Below are 17,696 nucleotides of genomic sequence, written 5' to 3'. Positions count from 1 at the left end.
CCGGCCGCGAAAGCGGCGGAGGGCCGCTGACTGCCAGAACGCGGCCGCATTTCATCTCACTCCACCGGCACCGCCACCTTTTCGCCGAGGAACTTTGGCTGTGTATGAAGCACGTTCACATCGAGCACGGCCTTCACGCAGGCCAGTTTTTCACGCAGAAATGTCTTCCAGGACAATGCCACGGGCACGTCCTTTGCGTTGAGGCCCCAAGCGTCGATCCCGAACGCTTTCGCAAGGTAAACAGCCCGCTGATTGTGAAAGCGTTGTGAAACAACGATGAAGCGTGGCTGGCCGAAGACCTCCCTGGCGCGCACGATCGAGTCCAGCGTGCGAAAGCCGGCGTAATCGCACACGATCTTCGTTTCTGGAACGCCCAGGTGCACCAGAAGGCGCTTCATCTCGGTCGGTTCATCGTATTGCCGCGATCCATTGTCACCGCTGACGATGAGCGCCTTCACCTTGCCCGCATTGAACAGCGCCGCCGCGGCCTCCAGGCGTGGGAGAAAGAACAGATTCGCCCGGCCATCGGCCAGGGTGGGCGAAGCGCCCAGGACCACGGCCGCAGGCGCTTCTGGAAGTGCGTTCACGTCATCCAGGCAGCGTTCCTTCGCCAGGTTCGCGATCCGCCACTCGCTCCCGCAGATCAGCATGACCACAACTGCGCCCAGCACGACGGCGAATCGCAGGCACCAGCGTTTCAAAACGGCTTCCATGGCAAACGTCTCCCGTCAGTTCACACAGATCGCAAGCTGGCTGCGCGAAGATTTTGCCAAACGCGGTTCCGCAGCCAATGTCAGGCCCTTTTCATGCGCCCGAACCGACACGACCAGCCCATCGCCCGCCAAAACCGCCACGCCAGGAGCGATGGCAACGTGCGCACCTACGACGAGAGCGATCTCGCCACGCTCCTCGAGGACAAAAAAGACCCGCTGGTGCTCATCCTCGATTGCGTGCAGGACCCCCACAATCTCGGCGCCTGCCTGCGCACTGCGGACGCTGCGGGCGTGGCGATGGTCGTGATGCCGAAGGACAAATCCGCGCCGATCAGCGAGACGGTCATCCGCGTGGCCTGCGGTGGTGCGGAAAACATCCCGCTGGTGCGGGTGACGAACCTCGCCCGTGCCATGGACAAGCTGAAGGAACTCGGCGTCTGGCTTGTGGGCACGGCCGATGAAGCCACGCAGAGCCTCTACGATCTCGATCTGAAAGGCGGCATCGGCATCGTCATGGGCGCGGAAGGCCCCGGGATGCGCCGCCTGACCGGAGAGCACTGCGATTTTCTCGTGAAGATTCCTATGGCCGGCAAAGTCGAGTGTTTGAATGTGAGCGTCGCGACCGGCGTGTGCCTGTTCGAGTGCGTGCGGCAGCGGATGGCAAAGAAGTGACAGCCATCAAAACGGCGGCGGGCCAAAGAGCAGGTCCTTGATGTCCTGACCGGCGGCACGACGTCGCGGAGGCCGGCCTCCTGGACTGCGGCGCTGTTCTGGCTCCTCTGGAGTCATGCCGAGCACGATGTCCCAGGTGCCGACGAGCTCCTGGCTGTCCTTGCTCATCGGTTTGAACTCGCGAATGACCGACAGACGCTGCTGTTCCGAGCCCATGCCACGCAAGATGCCATCGCGATCATTCTGCGGCACGCCAGCGATGAAAAGCTGCGTGGTGAGGAAGCGCTGGTCGCCTTTTTTGACAGCGATGTGCCAGTGGATCGTGCGTCCGGTGTAGAGGCCCGGCTTGATCGTGCGGAAGCGATACTCGCCTTTCGCATTGGTCTCGATCTTCCCGAAGCCCTGGAAGTTCGGATCACGCTCCTTGCCACGTTGCGTGCCATTGCTGTGGATGTAGCAGCCGTTCACATCCGCCTGCCAGAGCTCGACGATGTGACCGGAGAGCGGTTTGCCGTCCGCGTTGAGCAAACGACCACCAAACTCCGTCACCACGCCTCCAGCAGGTGCTTTGCCGCCGAGGATTTGTGTGAGGTCGTTGTCCTGATCGAGCGGCAGATGATCGGGGTAATACGGCCCTTCGGTCGCACGCGGCGTGAGAGTGAGCGCCTCGGCATAAAGGTCGCCCGTGATGATGCCGCCGGTGGTCAGCAGCAGGCTGCGCAGCAAGGCGCGACGGCTTTGGGGGATGTGAAAAGGGTTCATGACGTGGTGCGCCATGAACCCTGCGTCACAAGCTTCGTTTCAGAGAATCGCCTGACTTACGGTTTGGGATGCTTGACGGAGATCGCGCCGTCCTTGCCTTCCGGCCACTTCGCGCCTTCTGCGATCCACTGGCGGATGGTGTTCACCTCATCCTTTGGAATGCGGTGGCCGGTGGCTGGCATGGCCTTCTTGTCCTTTGGCGGCAAGGTCAGCGCCAGATAGAGCATGCTCTTCTCGGGTGATCCGGCCACGATTGCCGGACTCGTCTTGCGTTTGCGGAAGGCGAGTTCCCGGTTCTGCAGGTTCAGTTCCCCGAAGATCGTCTCGGAGTTGTGACACTCCACGCAGCGGTCAGCGAGGATCGGCTTGACCTGCTTCACGAAATCGACGGGAGGATCCTCGGCGGCATGAAGAGCGGCGGGGACAAGTCCAAGTACGGCGAGGAGGATGGCTGTGCGTTTCATGGTGTGGTGAAATGCTCAACGCGGAAGTCTTGCACGTCTTTGCATGCGTTGCGTGAGGCTGGGCCGATTTTGGCCGCCCTTCAGGGTTTCGGGGGAACAGCGAGCGAGTCAAACACGCCAGGATTGCCCTTTTTCAATGCATTCAGCGCCCGCGCATTCGCATCCTCGGCCTTGGCGGCCTGTTCGCTGCGTTTCTCGTCACGCTCCATCTCCAGTGCGCAGTGGTGCAGGTACAGCTCCTCCGGCTTCGGCGGCGTCGGGTATTCCTCGAACGAGGACCAGGTCATGCTGCCCACGCAGCCGTAGCCGGTCTTTGGCGCGGCATCGTCTTTGAACTGGTAGGTGAATTTGATGAGCCACATCTCACGCTCCTCGCCGGCAGGCGGCCAGAAGAGCTTCTTGTGATCGAAGATCTCGATGCTCTTGGGAACGTCCCCCAGCTCGTTCGGATGCTGCAGCCAGCGTGACATCACGGCCTGCGCGGCAAAAGCCGGCTCCAGCGCCTCCGGCGGGATGTCCTGCTCATGCTTCAACTCCTTCAGGTAACCCTGCGCACGATCGGACTGGTGCAACTCGAGACAGGTTTGTTTGAGAAGCGTGAGCCCCTGAGAGCCGCCGTTCTTCACATCCGCCCATGCACCTTCCATCCGGACGGCCAGATCGGGATGTTGAAGAGCGAGCGGCAGCACTTCCGCACGGAGTTTTTCATCGATGAACGCTGTTCCAAGGGCGGCACTGTGCGCGTGGCTGTAGTAGTCAGGGTTCCTGCTCTCCAGCCAGTTCTTGAGCGCGGCGACGCCTTGCGGTGAGTTGAAAGGATTCGTTCCGTCCCAGTCGTCGAGAAAGAGCTGGTTCACGCTGTCCAGCAGCAGCACGCCTGCGAAAGTCACGGGCGGGTTCTCCGCGAAAGTCGCCATGAGATGCTCCGTGTGCGGATGTTCCTCGTCATAGGTCCTGAACACGCTGTTCCACTGATAGGTGTCCGGCAGCCTTCCGCTTCTGACGGCTGAGATGACCAGATCGGCCGCCTCCACTTTCTCACAGGTCGCCAGGGCGGCCAGCGTCTCGAAATAGGATTCAGCCTCTTCCTTGCTGAAGGGGCCAGGGTGCTTCAGCCGCGCCTGTGCCCATACGACCAGCGGTTTCATCGCAAAGGTGTCGAAGTATCCGATAAGCTTCTCGTCCTCGATCTCGTCACGCATCGCCGCCAGGGTGGCGATGCTGGCGGCGGCTCCGGCTGAGAGGTCATTCTTCTTCACGATCTGCTCCGCGGCGCGGTTGAGCGCGATCATGTCCGTCTCGGTCCGTGGCACGGCATCGTCGGGATCGGCCTTCTTCAAGGCCTCGGCCAGGCTCCCTCCATGTTGGCTCCAGCGATTGAGCTCAGTGGCCAGGCTCGTCGCGAAGGCCGCGTTGTAGCGCTGTCGCAGCTCGGACTCGGTGAAGCGGATGTTGCACTGCGCACCTGTGTCCTGGATGATCTTCTCCGCGATCAGATGCGTGATTGGATGCAGGATGTCGAAATGATCGCCCGGCAGGTGGAACGACTCGAAGTGCGTCAGCGCACGCAGTTGCATCAATCCCGCCGAGCCCTCGTCGTAATACTCGCCGCCTTCAAAGTAGAAGGTGGGCCTGCGGATGAAGCTGGCGTAGCGCATCGGGCTGCGCAGGCGGTGGTCGATGTTTGAGTTCGGATCGTAGGGCGTGTTGCCGTAGCCTTCGCCATCGCCCAGCGTCTGCACGCCATCGATCATGCCGCCAAAGGAGAACGCCGCGCGGAACTGGTCTGAGGAGACAGCCGCCAGCAGCGTCATCGTGCCGCCAGTGCTGTGTCCGCCGATGTACACCCGCTGCGGATCGACATAGGGCAGCCTTTTCACGTGATCGATGGCTGAGAGGAAGTCCCGGAGCTCGTTGTAGAACAGCTCGAAGCGGCCGGGATTGTCGTTCTCGCCACGCCACGACGGGCACATCATCACGATGCCCTTTTCGCGGAAGGCACGGGCCGACTGGTCGTTGCGTTTGCCTGCCGGTTCCCAGAAATAGCTGCCGATGCCGCCGAATCCGCCATGCGCCCACACGATCGCCGGATGCCTCTGCCCGTCCTTCGGATCCGGCGTCAGATAGGCGGCCATTTTGCCGCCTGGGCTTTGATAACGGATCAGTTCAAAGATCTTGCCGTCCGGCACATCAGCCGGGCCCGCCGCTTCGAAACTCGACTCCCGCCACTGGGGGAAGTGGTTCTGCCGTTCCTCAAACAGCGGCCGGAAAGCCAGCTCATCCGTGCCTTCCTTCATCACGTCTTTCACCAGGAAAGCAGCCACGACGCCGATTCCCACGATCATGAACAGCAGGGCCAGCGTGACCCACAGCCAGGCCATCGACTTCTTCTTCGGCTTGGCTGCCACAGGGACGGTCAGCACCGGTGCCTGGGCGGGCATGGCCGGCCGTGCTGGAACGGAGGGGATTGGTGGCAGCGGCGGTGGAAGAAATCGTTTCAGTGGCTGCCACTCCGCCAGTCCCGGCTTCCACACCATGTGATCCGGCGTGACCTGCCCGGCTGCCAGCATCTGCTGCAGCTGCTCCATCGTGAACGGCCCGGCCTGCTGTCCCTGATGAATGATGTGGTATGGGATGGGTTCCATGAATGGGATGTGAGTTTGCTATGGCCGCGTCTTATTCGAGACACGTTCTTCGGGAGGGCTGATGCCTTGCCAGAAGGCAGCCATCTGATTTCTGTGCAGATGATCAGAGGGTAACTCAAGGTTTCGCAGAGACGCGCACGGAATCAAAGAAAGCTGGATTGTTTTCACGCAGTGCCATCAGTGCCTTTCTCCTGGCATCTATCATCGTGAGCGGAGTGCCTGCTCTGCGCGCTCTGGACGCCAGGTCCTCGGTGCAAAGATGCAGGTAGAGTTCCTGGGGTGAGGCCGGCTTGAGATCTCCCTGCAAGGACCACCACAGTGTGTTCTTTGAGTAGCAAGCGTAGCTTGTCATGATCTCGTCACGATCCCTGGCCTTGAAGGTGAATTTGATGAGCCAGATGTCGAGCCGCTCCTTGGCTGGCGGCCAGAACAGATTCCTCTGATCATAAACTTCAATGCTCAAAGGCTGGGTCCCGAGCTGGCCGGGTTGTGCCAGCATTTGCGAGAGGGTGGACTTGGCGATGTTGTCGGGGTTGGAGGCTGTTTCTGGTATTTCGTCTTCGAGCAGCAAAGATCTCAGGCAATTTTGGGCCGATGTTGACACCTCGATGTCCAAGCAGGCGTTTTTGAGCGCTTTCACACCCCAAGTGCCGCCACTTTTGACGTCTGACCACGCTGCCTGCACGTGGACCGCTTTGTTGGGGTGCTTGAGTGCAAGCTGAAGCAGCTCTTCACGGAGCGCAGCATCAAGGAAGGCCGCCATCTGTACTGCGATGCAGGCTCGGACAAGCTCATTCGGATTTCTGTCCTCCACCCAACTTCGTAGAACGCCTGATCCTTGCGCTGAATTGTAGGGATTGGCACCCTCCCAGCCCTGTGAAATCAAATGATTGATGTGTGTGAGTAACGCCTCTCCGACAGGGCCTCCAGGCGGACTGCCGGCAAATGCGTTGAGAAAGCGTCCAGTTTGCGAATGCCTGACGTCATAGATGGTGAACAACCGGACCCATTCGAGCTTTGCGTCTGGTCCAAGACCTCTGACTGCAAGTTCGGCAACCAGATCCGCAGCGATGCCTTCGGGTGTGCCTGCAACGGCCAGCATGATGTTGAACATGCTGTTTTCTTCTTCTTGAGTTATCTCCGCAGGAAGTTGGAGCCGCATGAGCGCCAGCTTGGAGAGCCAATGGGGCACATTGACGTCGAATGACCGGATGACCTGCGCGTCATTGATTCTTTGCCGGAGAGCTGCCATCTTGCCCATCATGACCATCGTCTCCGGTCGCAAGTCCTTCTTTTCATGGAATGTGATCAGCGCGTTTTCGAGGATCTTGACATCGCTGAAGGTGAGGAAGCTTGTGTTTCCAGGCACTGCTTTCGCCAATACCCCGGAAAGGCCGTGGTCATCATGGATCGGGCTGGCCAGAAGAGCTTTTTGATCGTTGTAGTCGGCCAGTCGATGGCTTCGGATCAGCTCCTCGTTGGTGAAATGGAGTTCCGAACCGGCTGCGATCTTTTCCGCAATCAATTGTGTCGTCGGGTGAACAATGTCGAAATGAGTTCCAGGCATCACAAATGCTTGAAAATGAGGCCGTGCACGACGCTCCATCTGCCGGACTGCAGTGTGCTCGAAGGAGTTGACGGCCTCGAAGTAGAACACGGGCCTTCGGATGAAGGCCGCATAACGCAAAGGGCTGCGCAATTCGAGATCACGTTCTGATTCGCGGACGAAAGGCAGCTCGGCGTGCTTCGATTTCCGCAGCATTGCAGCTCCGTCCACCATGCCTCCGAACGAGAATGCCGCGCGGAACTGGTCTGAGGCGCATGCTGCCAGCAGCACGAGCGTTCCTCCCACGTTGTGTCCGCCGATGTAAACCTGTGCAGGGTCCACATAAGGAAGCCTTTTGACATGTTCGATGGCGGCCAGCAGATCGTCCACCTCGCCATAGAGCAGCTCGATTCGACCTGGATTCTCGTTTTCGCCCCGCCATGAGGGACACATCATGACAATCCCCTTCTCACGAAAAGCGCGCGCCGACAGATTGTATCCGTCTTCCGTGGGCAGCCAGCAAGAATCGTCGATACCTCCAGAAGAGCTATGCGCCCAGACAATGGCAGGGTGTCTTTTGCTGTCTTTCGGGTCTGGTGTCAGATACGCTGAAAGTTTTCCTGCTGGTGAATCATAGCTCACCAACTGGAAGTTCCTGCCGTCCGGCTGGTCAGTTGGGCCGATGGATTTTGGCCCGTTGTTCTTCCACTTGATCTCATGCTCCCTGCGTTCCTCCTGCAGTGGAACAAAGGCCAGATCCGCTGTGCCTCTCTTGATGACGGCCCTCATGGCATGGACAATCAGCGCACCTGCGCCAAATAGAAACACAAGCACCGTCAGTGTCACCCAAAGCCACGTCCTTGATTTCTTTCTGACTTCGGTCCGCTCTGGCATGACCACTGGAGGCGCAGGCTGCAAGTTCGGTTTCTGGGTTCTGGGGACAATTGTTGGGAGCAATTCGCCCAGTGGTCTCCATTCATTCATGCCCATCCGCCAGCCAGCCTGATCGCGCGTGATTGTTCCCGTGGCCACCATCTCCTGCAACTGCTCTTGCGTAAAGGGGCCTGCCTGTTGGGCATGGTGGACGATGTAATAAGCAATGGGCTCCATGATGCTGAACAGTACTCACGTCTCCTGGATTTTTCCTGTCAAGGACCACGCCGCCTGTCTGCAAATCGTTGCCCTCTAAGAATTGCGTCGCATGATGCGGCATGACCATCGAACACATCACCCAACGCATCTGCGCGTTTCGCGACGCCCGGGACTGGATGCAGTTTCACAATCCGAAGGAAATGGCCGTCGCCATCACCGCCGAGGCGGGGGAGTTGCTGCAGCACTTTGTCTGGCAGCAGCCGGGGCAGATCGAGCAGCGCGTGAAGGACAAAATGCCGGAGTTGAAGGACGAGATGGCCGATGTGGGCATCCTGCTGTTTGAACTGGCCAGCAATCTCGGCGTCGATCTCGGCCAGGCGATGCTGGACAAGATCGAGCGCAATGAGAAGCGCTATCCCGTGGCGAAGGCACGCGGTTCCAACGCCAAATACAACGAACTGTGAGCGAAGCGGAAACTCCAACGCCGCATCGCCGTCGTCCGCGCTACTCGGGCAAGAACCCGCGTCGTTTTGAGGATAAATACAAGGAGCTGAATCCCGAGCGCTACGCCGAGACCATCGCAAAGGTGCGCGCGTCCGGCAAAACGCCTGCGGGGCAGCATGTGCCGATCCTTTTGCCGGAAATCATGCAAATCCTCGCCCCGCAGCCCGGTGAACGTGCCGTGGATTGCACGCTCGGCTATGGCGGCCACGCCAGTGCGTTGCTGAAAGCGGTGCAACCGGGCGGCACGCTGCTCGCGCTCGATCAAGATCCCATCGAGATCGTCCGGACCGAGGCGCGACTGCGTGCTGGTGGCTGCGAGGAGTCCGCGCTCGTCGTGAAGCGCATGAACTTCGCTGGCTTGCCAAGAGCGCTTGCTGAACTCGGCTGGAGTGATGGCGTGGACGTCTTGCTGGCCGATCTCGGCTGCTCCTCGATGCAGTTCGACAATCCCGCCCGCGGTTTCAGCTTCAAACACGACGGCCCGCTCGACATGCGCATGAATCCTCAGCGTGGCGTCTCCGCCAGCGACCTGCTGCAAAAGCTCTCCGCCGCCAAGCTGAAGACGATCTTCGAAGAAAATGCCGACGAACGTCACGCTGCATTGCTCGCGGAGGCACTCGCTGGAACGGATCATGCGACAACGCGCTCATTGACCGAGGCCGTGCGTCGCGCCCTGCCGCATCGCGTCGATGACGAAGAACGCGAGGCCACCGTGCGCCGGGTCTTCCAGGCCCTGCGCATCGCCGTGAACGAGGAATTCACCGCGCTCGACACGTTTCTGCATCAACTGCCGAATTGTCTGCGCCCCGGTGCTCGCGTGGCCATTTTGACCTTCCACTCCGGCGAAGACCGCCGTGTGAAGCACCTTTTTCGTGATGGTTTGCGAGGTGGCGTGTTCAGCGCGACGAACGACGAGGTGATCCGCTCTTCACCTCAAGAAACACGTGACAATCCACGCGCTGCACCAGCGAAGCTGCGTTGGGCGGTGAAGACGTAGTTCAGCTCGGCTTCGCTGAGCGAATCCGTCGCCCGGCTTCGTATTGGTGAGCCATGTTTCAACCGTCCCGACTTATTCTCCTTGGTGTTTTGTGTCTGCCGTTGTCCGCGTTTGCGCTTCAGGAGACCTGGGAGAGGGGTTATTCGAAGGAAGATGCCACGGGCGCGCATGTGCTGGGGTATTGGAAGTTCGATGGTGAGGCGGCTTTGAAGGATGCTTCGGGCAAGGGGAACGATCTGACGCTGCAAGGCGCGGTGTTGAGCTCGAAGGGCAAATTCGATGGCGGGCTGGAAGCGTTTCCGGGGTTTCCGGTGCAGGACAAGCGGCATGGAGCGGTGACGGCGGCGAAGCCGAAGCTGTCGCCGAAAGGGGCGTTCACGCTGGAGATGTGGATCAGGGCGAAGGCGGAGTTCAAACCGGAGCTGCGCTGCTTCCTGCTCGACAAGAAGTATGTTGATCACACGGACTACCAGTGGCAGATCGGCGAGGCGGACAAAGGCGGCATGCGGCGGATGTTTGTGACGCTGGGTTTCGGTGCGGAGTCGAAGCAGATTTATTCGCTGCCGTTCAAGATGGGTGAGGAGTGGCAGCATGTGGCCTTCACGTATGATGGCGCGGGTGAGGGGAAGTTTTATCGCGACGGCGTGGCGCTCGGCGGCGGGAAGCTGGCGGGCTTTGGAGCGGTGACGCCAGGCGTGAAGGCGCTGAGCATCGGTGACCGGCTGGGCAGCAACTACGGCGGGTTTCCAGGCTTCATCGACGAGGTGCGCATCTGCGAGGGTGTGCTGAGCTTCGAGCGCGTGGCGATGCAGATCGCGGCGACGAGGTCGGTTTGGCGTCGCATGGAGACGGCGAAGCCAATCGACATCGTCGTGACGAACCTGAAACGCGAGACGATGAAGGGTGCGGCGCTGAAGGTGAGCCTCGGCGGCAAGACGGAGAGCTTCATCGTGCCCGATTTGGCAGCAGGAAAAGCTTTCACAGCGCGATACACGCTGAACACGGCGCTGAAGGCGGGCGACTACGACCTGCGCGCTCGTTTTGAAAGCGGCGGCTATGCGACGGAGCAGAATGCGGCGTTGAAAATCGTGCCGCGCATGCCGGTGCGCATGCCTGTGATCATGTGGGGAGCGAGCGGCAGCGAGATCGCGCGGCTGAAGGACATCGGCTTCACACATTTCATCGGGCTCGGCGCGGACTACGGCGAGATGTGGCAGCAAAAGAAAGTTTCGCCGCCTGCAAAGCCGGAAGTCATCGCGAAGAATCGCTCGATGCTCGATGAGGCGCTCGCGAACGGCCTCGAAGTCGTCGCCAGCCTGTCACCGAGCCGGTTTCTCGAGTCGGACGCGAAGAACCTGCGTGTCGGACGTGACGGGAAGCCTTACACGCGTCAGGACATCTGCGCGTCGCTGCCGGATTTCGCGTCGTTTTTCCAAGTGGTGGGCATGAGCGTGGGGAAGGCGTATGGTGATCATCCCGCGTTCACGACGACGCTGATCGACACGGAGGTGCGCGATAGCAGCCAGGTGAGCTTCAACCCGGTCGATGTGGAGGCTTACAGGAAGTTTGCCAATGCGGACATTCCTGCCGAGATCGCGACGAAGGGGGGCGTGGACTGGACGAAGTTGAAGGATTTCCCGGCGGATCGTGTCATTGCGGATGATCATCCCATTTTGAAATACCTGCGCTGGTTCTGGACGGTGGGTGACGGCTGGAACAACCTGCACACGTCGCTCCATCGCGGCATCAAGAGCACGGCGAGCCGGGTGTGGACGTTCTTCGATCCGGCGGTGCGGCAGCCGAGCATCAGCGGCGCGGGCGGTGGTGTGGATGTGATCTCGCACTGGACCTATACCTATCCCGATCCGCAGAAGATCGGCATGTGTGCCGACCAGCTCTTCGCGATGAGCGAGGCGAGCGGCAAACGCCAGCGTGTGATGAAGATGACACAGCTCATCTGGTATCGCTCACAAACGGCACCGATGGGCAGCAAGGCGCCGGGTGAAGTCGTGGCGTGGGAGGACCACGATCCTGAGGCCGCTTACATCACGATTGCGCCAATGCATCTGAAGGAAGCGCTGTGGACGAAGATCGCACGACCGATCCAGGGAATCATGTATCACGGCTGGCAGTCGCTGGTGCAGACGGACAGCCCGGGCGGTTATCGTTTCACGAATCCAAATACCGCACCGGTTTTGAAACAGCTCATTCATGACGTGATCGAGCCGCTTGGGCCGACGCTGATGGCGATTCCTGACGAACGCAGCGAGGTGGCGTTCCTGGAGAGCTTCACTTCGCAGATGTTCGCGCGGCGCGGCGGTTACGGCTCGAACAACGGCTGGGAGGCGGACGTTTGGCTGGCCCTGCAGCATGCGCACGTGCAGACGGACATTCTTTATGAGGAGACCTTGCTCACGAAGAGCGGTCTGAGCGGCCGCAAGGTGCTGGTCATGCCGTATTGCGATGTGCTGACGAAGTCTGTCGTCGCCCGCATCGCCGACTGGCAGAAGAAGGGCGGCAAGATCGTCGCGGATGAGTTCCTGTGCCCGGGTTTGAAGGCCGACTTCACCATTCAAAGCTTCAAACGCGAAAAAAAGGCGGCCGAGGACAAGGGCAAGGTGCTGGAACTGGCCAAGACGCTCGGCGGATTCGGACTGCCGCAGAAGGCGACGTGCGACAATCCCGAGATCATCGTTCGCACCCGGAAGTTTGGCGATGCGACCTATGTCTTCGTCGTGAACGACCAACGCGAATACGGCAGCTACGTGGGCCAGCATGGCTTGGTGATGGAAAACGGCCGGCCATCCAAGGGGGTGGTGAGTGTGAAGGGCGAGTCTGCAAACGTGTATGAGCTGACGGGCACTCAGTTCATCGTTCCGAAACGGGGGGACGACGGAGTGCTGAACTGGCCGGTCGAACTGGGGCCCTGCGACGGCCGGATCTTCATGATCACCTCAAAGCCGCTCCTCGGAATGAAGCTCGAAGTGCCGGGAACGGCGACGGTCGGCAACCAGGTCAAAATCAGCGCTGGCATCACAACGACTCAGGAAGCACCAACAAAGGCGGTGATACCCATGCGGGTGGACATCCGCGATGCGAGTGGCAGGACGACCGAAGGCACCGGGTTCTACGCGGCGGAGAATGGCCTCGTGCAACTGTCCCTCGACATCGCTCCGAATGAGGAGCCTGGAACGTGGGAGATCCGCGTGAAAGAGCTCGCCAGTGGCATGGAGGCCGTGAAGTGGCTTCACGTGAGCCGGTAAGTCTCCAATCGGCATCTGGTGCGCGGAGAGGGATTCGAACCCCCGACCAACTCGGTGTAAACGAGCCGCTCTACCACTGAGCTATCCACGCAGATGCAGGGAAGGGCTGTGAAACCCCGGCTTGTTCTTGCGTCCGGGTCTCTAGGCTGGTCGTGAGATTTGTGCAAGCAGATAGACGGGGGCGGCCGCCGGTGCGGGCAGGAACGAAGGTTTGCCGACTTGATCTCTGCGACTCATGAGCCGAGTACGGCCGAGGAGCTGCCGCCATGAAACCTTCCGCGAAGCAACAGATTCTTCCAACCGTGCTCGTGGGGCTGGTGCTGTGCGTGGCGGCGATGTTCTGGCCGGCTTCGAGGGATGAGCGGCCGTTCACGGTGGCGGTGACGGTGTGGCCGGGGATGGAGGCGCTGCTGATGGGCGGGCAGGCGGCACGTTCGAACGCCACCCGCATCAATTTCGTGGAGATGTCATGGCCGACGGCGGTAGCCGGGGCTTTCCGGAAGCGTGTGGTGGACGCGGCGGTGGTGTCGCTGGATGAATTGCTGCGGCTGGAGGCGGACGGTGCCCGGCCTCGGGCGGTGTTGATCCTGGGAGTGTCGAAAGGGTCGGACGCCGTTCTCGCCCGGCCGCTTTTGAAGGGAGTGCCGGACTTGCGGGGAAAGCGTGTGGGGGTGGAGCTGCGATCCGGCGGCGAATACCTGCTGATGCGTGCGTTGCGGGAGAATCGGATGATGTTGAGCGATGTGGAGCGTGTGCCGCTGAATCTGGCGGAGACCGAGTCGGCCTTTGTGGCGGACAATCTCGACGCTGTGGTTACGTCTGATCCATGGTGCACGCGCTTGAAGGACAAAGGAGCCGCCGTCTTGTTTGATTCGAGCCAGGCGGGTCTGGAATTGACCCGGGTGCTCGTTGTCCGGGAGGAAGCCATTGACGCGCATGCGGAGGCGATCCGGCTGCTGGTGGAGGCGCATCTGCGTCTCGTCACGGATTTTCGGGAGGCGGGCGACAGCAGCGGCCTGGATGCGATCCTGCGGCGTGAAGGCCTGACCCCGGCGCAGTGGGGCAGGACGTTGAGCTTGATCCATTTTCCCACGGCGGAAGAAAACCAGCGGCTGATGGATCCAGAGACCGGCGAACTGGTGAAGTGTCTGCGCAAAATGGCAGCGGAGATGGCCGAAGCGGGGCTTTTGACGGGGGATGTGCGGACAGAAGTTCTCCTGAATGCTGGCTTTGTGAAGGGAGGCGGGCGATGAGCTTTAACACGCTGCAGTTCCGGCTTTCGGCGCTGATGTTCGGCTTCGGCCTCGTGCTGGTCGGCATGAGCATCGCTCGCCAGTACAAACGGGATGTGGAATCGCGCGTGCAGCAGGTGCGGATCGAGGCTTACCAGGAGGGGACCCGGCTGGCGAGCCTGGCACAGCACTTCTTCCGGCGCGGCCTCCCTCAATCCGCGGATCTGGCGATCAGCTATGCGTCCGTGCAGCCGGATCTGATGCTGGGAGTGATCACCGATGGCGAGGACATCATCCGCAATGCCACGCAGAAGCAGTGGCGGGGAATGTCGTTGTGGGACAGTCCGCTGGCGATCTCGCCGCATTTGATCCGCGAGGCGAAAAAGAAGTCGGAAGGCGCGATAGCAGAGGATTTCCGCAGCGGGAGGCTGACGGCCATCTTCCCGTTCATGGATGTGAAAGGGGAGATGAAGCAGGGGCTGGTGGTGCTGGAGTACGATTTGAAGGCAGTCTTTGCCGCGGCCGTTAACCACGCATGGCACGAGTCGCTGGTGCAGGCCTGCCTGCTTTCCGGCGGCTGCCTGCTTCTGTGGTCGCTGCTGCGGCTGCTGGTGACGGAACGCGTGGCCTTGATCGTGGAGCAGACACGTCACATCGGACCGGATGAGAATGTGGCGGGGCCGATTCCCGGGGATGACGAACTCGCGATCATTTCCAAAAGCATCGAGGAGGCGGCCCACCGCCTGAAGGATTCCGAATGGCGTTTCAGCCAGATCGCCTCGAACATGCGCGACCTGTTCTGGGTGGCTCCACCCGATGGCGAGCCGATTTACGTGAACAAGGCGTATGAAACGCTGTTTGGAAGGCCAGCCAGCCGGCTGATGTCGCATCGTTGGGACTGGCTGAAGTCGCTGCCGCGCGAGGACGTGCGTCCGGCTTTGAGTCTGCTGCGTCAACTGCGGCGCGAGCCGGGAGAGATGGAGGTGGCGCTGCGCCTGCAGGTGGACGGGCGCACGGAGTGGCTGCGGTGCCGCGGGTTCTCCACCACGCGTCATGGGGAAGAAGACATCCTGCAGGTGGCTGGCGTGGCCGCGGTGATCACCGCGGAAAAGGACATGGAGCGGCACCTTCTGGAAGCGGCGGAGAATGAAAGGCGCCGCATCGGCCGGGACCTGCATGATGATGTGTGCCAGCGGCTCGCGGCGGCGCAGTTGAAGTGCGGCGTGCTGGGCGCGAGCCTGGAGTCGGCAAAACATCCCCAGGCGGCCCTTGCCGCGATGGTGGCACGCGAACTCGCGGAGGCGACAGAGGTGGCGCGGGGTTATGCGCGTGGTCTCGCTCCGGTGGTGGTCGGTGCGCAGGAGCTGCCGGAGGCCTTGGAGGATCTGCGGAAGTTCCTGGAACGCGGTTTCAATGTGTCCTGCCGTCTTTCGTGCGAGGATGTGTCGGAAATGCTGAAGCCGCAGGAGGCCGCGCAGATTTACCGTATTGCGCAGGAGCTGGCGACCAACGCTGCGAAGCATGGGGGAGGGACATGGGTGGCCATCAGCCTGATGCATGACCGTCGTGTGTTACGGCTTGAAGTGGCCAACGACGGGAACACTTTTGACCCAGGATCACGCACCCGCAAACGGGGCATGGGACTTCATCTGCTGCGCCAGCGGGCGGACGCCCTCGGCGCGGCGCTGACCTTCCAGCCGCTGGATGTGGCGCGCGGCGGGACACTCGCAATCTGCGAAATGCCTCTTGCGCAGTGATGACAAATCAGTTTCCGACACCACTCATGAGCACCGCACCCTCCAGACCCGGCGCCCCGCCCTTCAAACGCGTGGCCATCCTCGACGATCACACCATGATGCGTGGGGGGATGAAGGTGTTCATCGACAGCCTGCCGGATTTTGAATGCTGCTGGGAGGCGGGCGACTGCAAGACGGCGATGCAGAAAATCGAGGCGGACATGCCGGACATTCTTTTGGTGGACATCACCCTGCCGGACCGCAACGGCCTCGAATTCATCAAGGACGTGCACTCCATTCATCCAGACCTGGCCATGCTGGTGGTGTCCATGCACGACGAGGCCTACTACGCGCATCGGGCGCTGAAGGCGGGTGCGAAGGGCTACATGATGAAAAACATGAGCCACGACCTCTACGAGACGGCCCTGCGCCGCGTGGCGGCCGGTGGAAGCTGGTTGAGCGACAGGATGTCCGAGGAAATCCTCCAGGCCTACACCAGCGGGACCAAACCGCGGATGGAGGGCGGCCTCGACGCGCTGACCGACCGCGAGTTTGAAATCTTCCAGATGATCGGCGACGGCCGTGGCACGCATGAGATCGCCGACGCGTTGCGCATCAGCCCGAAGACGGTGGATGTGCATCGCATGAACATCCGCACGAAGCTGAAGCTCGAAGACGGGGCCGCCGTCACGCGTTTCGCCATCCGCTGGGTGGAGTCACACAAGCTTGGCCGTTCATGACGCGCCCTTCCGGTGACGGAAGCCTTCGATGCGCGTCTGTCCGGGTCTGACGTTGTAGAGTTTCATCAGGTCCTGCAGGCGCATGAGCAGCCATGGCGCGAGGATGTTCGAGCCGTTCTTGCTGAACATGATGTCGTCCGCCAGATAAGTGGCGGAGTGGACTGCCTTGCCGTCCGGTTCGATGAACATGAGCACGTCCCCATACCTGAAGGGCGGGTCCACCTTCTCGAAGTCCTGCTTCACCAGGCTGGTGGCCAGATGGGTGTCGAGCAGGAACTGCTGCGGCCGGATGTTGAAGAAATTCAGGCTGGTCCAGTGACAGTCCGGCATGCGGCCCTCGGTGGCATAGCTCATGTCCGGGTAGGTGTAGAGCAGCTTGCGGGGCAGTGGCGGCAGCAGGTGCAGGATGTCGAGGTGGGAGACCCCCTTGGTGTTCACGATCGCCTTCATCAGCGGTTCCATCTCCTTGCGTCGCAAGCCCAGGCCGGTGGACCAGTAGTTCAGCAGGTCGGGGATCGAGTCGTCCTCCGATATTTCGAGCTCCGCCATCAAAGTGCGCACGCGTGTGAGCTTTTGCATGATGAGACGTGCCTCCGAGACGTTTTGCGCGTGCGTGAGCAGCAGCGGGATGTCTGAAAACACCAGCGCGTCGCCGGACCGGTAGGCCAGTCTTTCGATCGTGGACACGGTTTCATCGGGCAGGCCGGATTCCTTTGCCCACTCCTGCACGGAGTCCGCGAGGAAGAAGACCGGAGAATAGTGGAAGACGTTGGCCGGATTGCGGGCCAGCTCGGTGTAAATGGCGGACCGCGTCTCGGGTGTCAGACTTTCGATGTCGGCGGCCGACGGGAACAGATACACGTAGCGTTCATCCTTCACCACACGGCGGGGCAGGATAATCTGCTCGATGCGTTCCGGTGCCATCCCCGCACCAGCAAGCAGAGGTTCGATCTTGTCGTAGTCTCCGATGTTGAACACCCACTTCGTGATCGTACCGGGCAGCGGAAACTGGGCCACCACGTAGTCCGGCGCCTCCAAGTAGTAATGGTAATAGCTCAGCCGTCCCCAGGGACCCTCAGCCGAGCTCTGCACCTCCTGGTCGCCCCGATCCGCGGGCACCTCGTCCTCCCCGTGGAGGCTGGAGATGAAAGTGAACGCCAGGAGGAGGGCCAGCCGGCACAGTTGCTTATGGGAACGGCTGCTGAGGGCCGATGATGATCCGATGGAATGACGTGACGAGGCGGGAAGAAACATGTTCAAACGATGTGCGCGGTGGCAGGGGAGTTTTTTTTGAAATGGCCGGTGCCGACGGCACCGGAGGGGAAGGCAT

At 60.9% G+C, this 17,696-nt stretch carries 13 protein-coding genes and 1 tRNA gene; 7 read left to right on the top strand and 7 right to left on the bottom strand.

Going from position 1 to position 17,696, the window contains the following annotated elements:
- Positions 1 to 56: 56 nt before the first annotated feature.
- Positions 57 to 713, bottom strand: coding sequence for an ElyC/SanA/YdcF family protein (locus IAE77_RS11710; RefSeq protein WP_294226512.1), 657 nt, complete (start codon positions 711 to 713; stop codon positions 57 to 59).
- Positions 714 to 806: 93 nt separating this feature from the next.
- On the opposite strand from IAE77_RS11710, the gene rlmB reads away from it, so the two are divergent.
- On the top strand, positions 807 to 1,385 hold the full coding sequence (gene rlmB / locus IAE77_RS11705) for a 23S rRNA (guanosine(2251)-2'-O)-methyltransferase RlmB (protein ID WP_294226509.1): 579 nt from the start codon (positions 807 to 809) through the stop codon (positions 1,383 to 1,385).
- A 6-nt stretch (positions 1,386 to 1,391) separates the two neighbouring features.
- On the opposite strand, the gene IAE77_RS11700 is transcribed toward rlmB, so the two are convergent.
- From IAE77_RS11700 to IAE77_RS11685, 4 genes are all read right to left on the bottom strand, one after another.
- Entirely contained in the window at positions 1,392 to 2,147 is a 756-nt protein-coding gene (locus IAE77_RS11700; RefSeq protein ID WP_294226504.1) for a hypothetical protein, read from the bottom strand.
- Positions 2,148 to 2,203: 56 nt separating this feature from the next.
- Positions 2,204 to 2,611, bottom strand: coding sequence for a c-type cytochrome domain-containing protein (locus tag IAE77_RS11695; protein WP_294226500.1), 408 nt, complete (start codon positions 2,609 to 2,611; stop codon positions 2,204 to 2,206).
- Positions 2,612 to 2,691: 80 nt separating this feature from the next.
- Positions 2,692 to 5,256: an alpha/beta fold hydrolase gene (locus IAE77_RS11690; protein WP_294226497.1), complete on the bottom strand. Its 2,565-nt coding sequence runs from the start codon at positions 5,254 to 5,256 to the stop codon at positions 2,692 to 2,694.
- A 115-nt stretch (positions 5,257 to 5,371) separates the two neighbouring features.
- Positions 5,372 to 7,912: a GYF domain-containing protein gene (locus IAE77_RS11685; protein WP_294226494.1), complete on the bottom strand. Its 2,541-nt coding sequence runs from the start codon at positions 7,910 to 7,912 to the stop codon at positions 5,372 to 5,374.
- Between the two features lie 101 nt (positions 7,913 to 8,013).
- On the opposite strand from IAE77_RS11685, the gene IAE77_RS11680 reads away from it, so the two are divergent.
- Genes IAE77_RS11680 through IAE77_RS11670 form a run of 3 tightly spaced genes read left to right on the top strand, consistent with a single transcriptional unit; the run spans position 8,014 to position 12,658 of the window.
- Positions 8,014 to 8,358 carry a nucleotide pyrophosphohydrolase gene (locus IAE77_RS11680; RefSeq protein ID WP_294226491.1) on the top strand — a complete coding sequence of 115 codons (345 nt, stop codon included), beginning with the start codon at positions 8,014 to 8,016 and terminating at the stop codon, positions 8,356 to 8,358.
- Positions 8,355 to 9,395, top strand: a complete 1,041-nt coding sequence (gene rsmH, locus IAE77_RS11675; protein WP_294226488.1) for a 16S rRNA (cytosine(1402)-N(4))-methyltransferase RsmH — start codon at positions 8,355 to 8,357, stop codon at positions 9,393 to 9,395. Before IAE77_RS11680 ends, rsmH begins: the two co-directional genes overlap by 4 nt.
- 53 nt (positions 9,396 to 9,448) lie before the next feature.
- On the top strand, positions 9,449 to 12,658 hold the full coding sequence (locus IAE77_RS11670; RefSeq protein WP_294226485.1) for a LamG-like jellyroll fold domain-containing protein: 3,210 nt from the start codon (positions 9,449 to 9,451) through the stop codon (positions 12,656 to 12,658).
- A 16-nt stretch (positions 12,659 to 12,674) separates the two neighbouring features.
- Here IAE77_RS11670 and IAE77_RS11665 read toward each other — a convergent pair.
- Positions 12,675 to 12,749, bottom strand: a tRNA-Val gene (locus IAE77_RS11665).
- A 175-nt stretch (positions 12,750 to 12,924) separates the two neighbouring features.
- Between IAE77_RS11665 and IAE77_RS11660 the strand changes: the two genes are divergently transcribed.
- Genes IAE77_RS11660 through IAE77_RS11650 form a run of 3 tightly spaced genes read left to right on the top strand, consistent with a single transcriptional unit; the run spans position 12,925 to position 16,366 of the window.
- Positions 12,925 to 13,911, top strand: a complete 987-nt coding sequence (locus tag IAE77_RS11660) for an ABC transporter substrate-binding protein (RefSeq protein WP_294226482.1) — start codon at positions 12,925 to 12,927, stop codon at positions 13,909 to 13,911.
- The gene (locus IAE77_RS11655; protein ID WP_294226479.1) at positions 13,908 to 15,647 is read left to right on the top strand and encodes a histidine kinase; all 1,740 of its coding nucleotides are present in this window, start codon (positions 13,908 to 13,910) and stop codon (positions 15,645 to 15,647) included. The genes IAE77_RS11660 and IAE77_RS11655 overlap by 4 nt, the downstream gene beginning before the upstream one ends.
- A 26-nt stretch (positions 15,648 to 15,673) precedes the next feature.
- Complete coding sequence (locus IAE77_RS11650) at positions 15,674 to 16,366, top strand: response regulator transcription factor (RefSeq protein ID WP_294226477.1); 693 nt, start codon at positions 15,674 to 15,676, stop codon at positions 16,364 to 16,366.
- Here the strand turns inward: IAE77_RS11650 and IAE77_RS11645 are convergent.
- Complete coding sequence (locus tag IAE77_RS11645) at positions 16,361 to 17,620, bottom strand: hypothetical protein (protein WP_294226475.1); 1,260 nt, start codon at positions 17,618 to 17,620, stop codon at positions 16,361 to 16,363. The two genes, IAE77_RS11650 and IAE77_RS11645, sit on opposite strands and share 6 nt — an antisense overlap.
- Between the last annotated feature and the right edge of the window lie 76 nt (positions 17,621 to 17,696).

It is taken from the genome of Prosthecobacter sp., assembly GCF_014879935.1.
In the GTDB taxonomy this organism is placed as follows: domain Bacteria; phylum Verrucomicrobiota; class Verrucomicrobiia; order Verrucomicrobiales; family Verrucomicrobiaceae; genus Prosthecobacter.
This window is presented reverse-complemented; position numbering and strand designations above follow the sequence as displayed.

Bases quoted from the DNA above. Each gene is read 5' to 3' on its own strand.
- IAE77_RS11660 (WP_294226482.1), top strand. From the start codon at position 12,925: ATGAAACCTTCCGCGAAGCAACAGATTCTTCCAACCGTGCTCGTGGGG.
- IAE77_RS11690 (WP_294226497.1), bottom strand. From the start codon at position 5,256: ATGGAACCCATCCCATACCACATCATTCATCAGGGACAGCAGGCCGGG.
- IAE77_RS11645 (WP_294226475.1), bottom strand. From the start codon at position 17,620: ATGTTTCTTCCCGCCTCGTCACGTCATTCCATCGGATCATCATCGGCC.
- IAE77_RS11655 (WP_294226479.1), top strand. From the start codon at position 13,908: ATGAGCTTTAACACGCTGCAGTTCCGGCTTTCGGCGCTGATGTTCGGC.
- IAE77_RS11710 (WP_294226512.1), bottom strand. From the start codon at position 713: ATGGAAGCCGTTTTGAAACGCTGGTGCCTGCGATTCGCCGTCGTGCTG.
- rlmB (WP_294226509.1), top strand. From the start codon at position 807: ATGCGCCCGAACCGACACGACCAGCCCATCGCCCGCCAAAACCGCCAC.
- IAE77_RS11685 (WP_294226494.1), bottom strand. From the start codon at position 7,912: ATGGAGCCCATTGCTTATTACATCGTCCACCATGCCCAACAGGCAGGC.
- IAE77_RS11680 (WP_294226491.1), top strand. From the start codon at position 8,014: ATGACCATCGAACACATCACCCAACGCATCTGCGCGTTTCGCGACGCC.
- IAE77_RS11700 (WP_294226504.1), bottom strand. From the start codon at position 2,147: ATGAACCCTTTTCACATCCCCCAAAGCCGTCGCGCCTTGCTGCGCAGC.
- IAE77_RS11670 (WP_294226485.1), top strand. From the start codon at position 9,449: ATGTTTCAACCGTCCCGACTTATTCTCCTTGGTGTTTTGTGTCTGCCG.
- IAE77_RS11650 (WP_294226477.1), top strand. From the start codon at position 15,674: ATGAGCACCGCACCCTCCAGACCCGGCGCCCCGCCCTTCAAACGCGTG.
- IAE77_RS11695 (WP_294226500.1), bottom strand. From the start codon at position 2,611: ATGAAACGCACAGCCATCCTCCTCGCCGTACTTGGACTTGTCCCCGCC.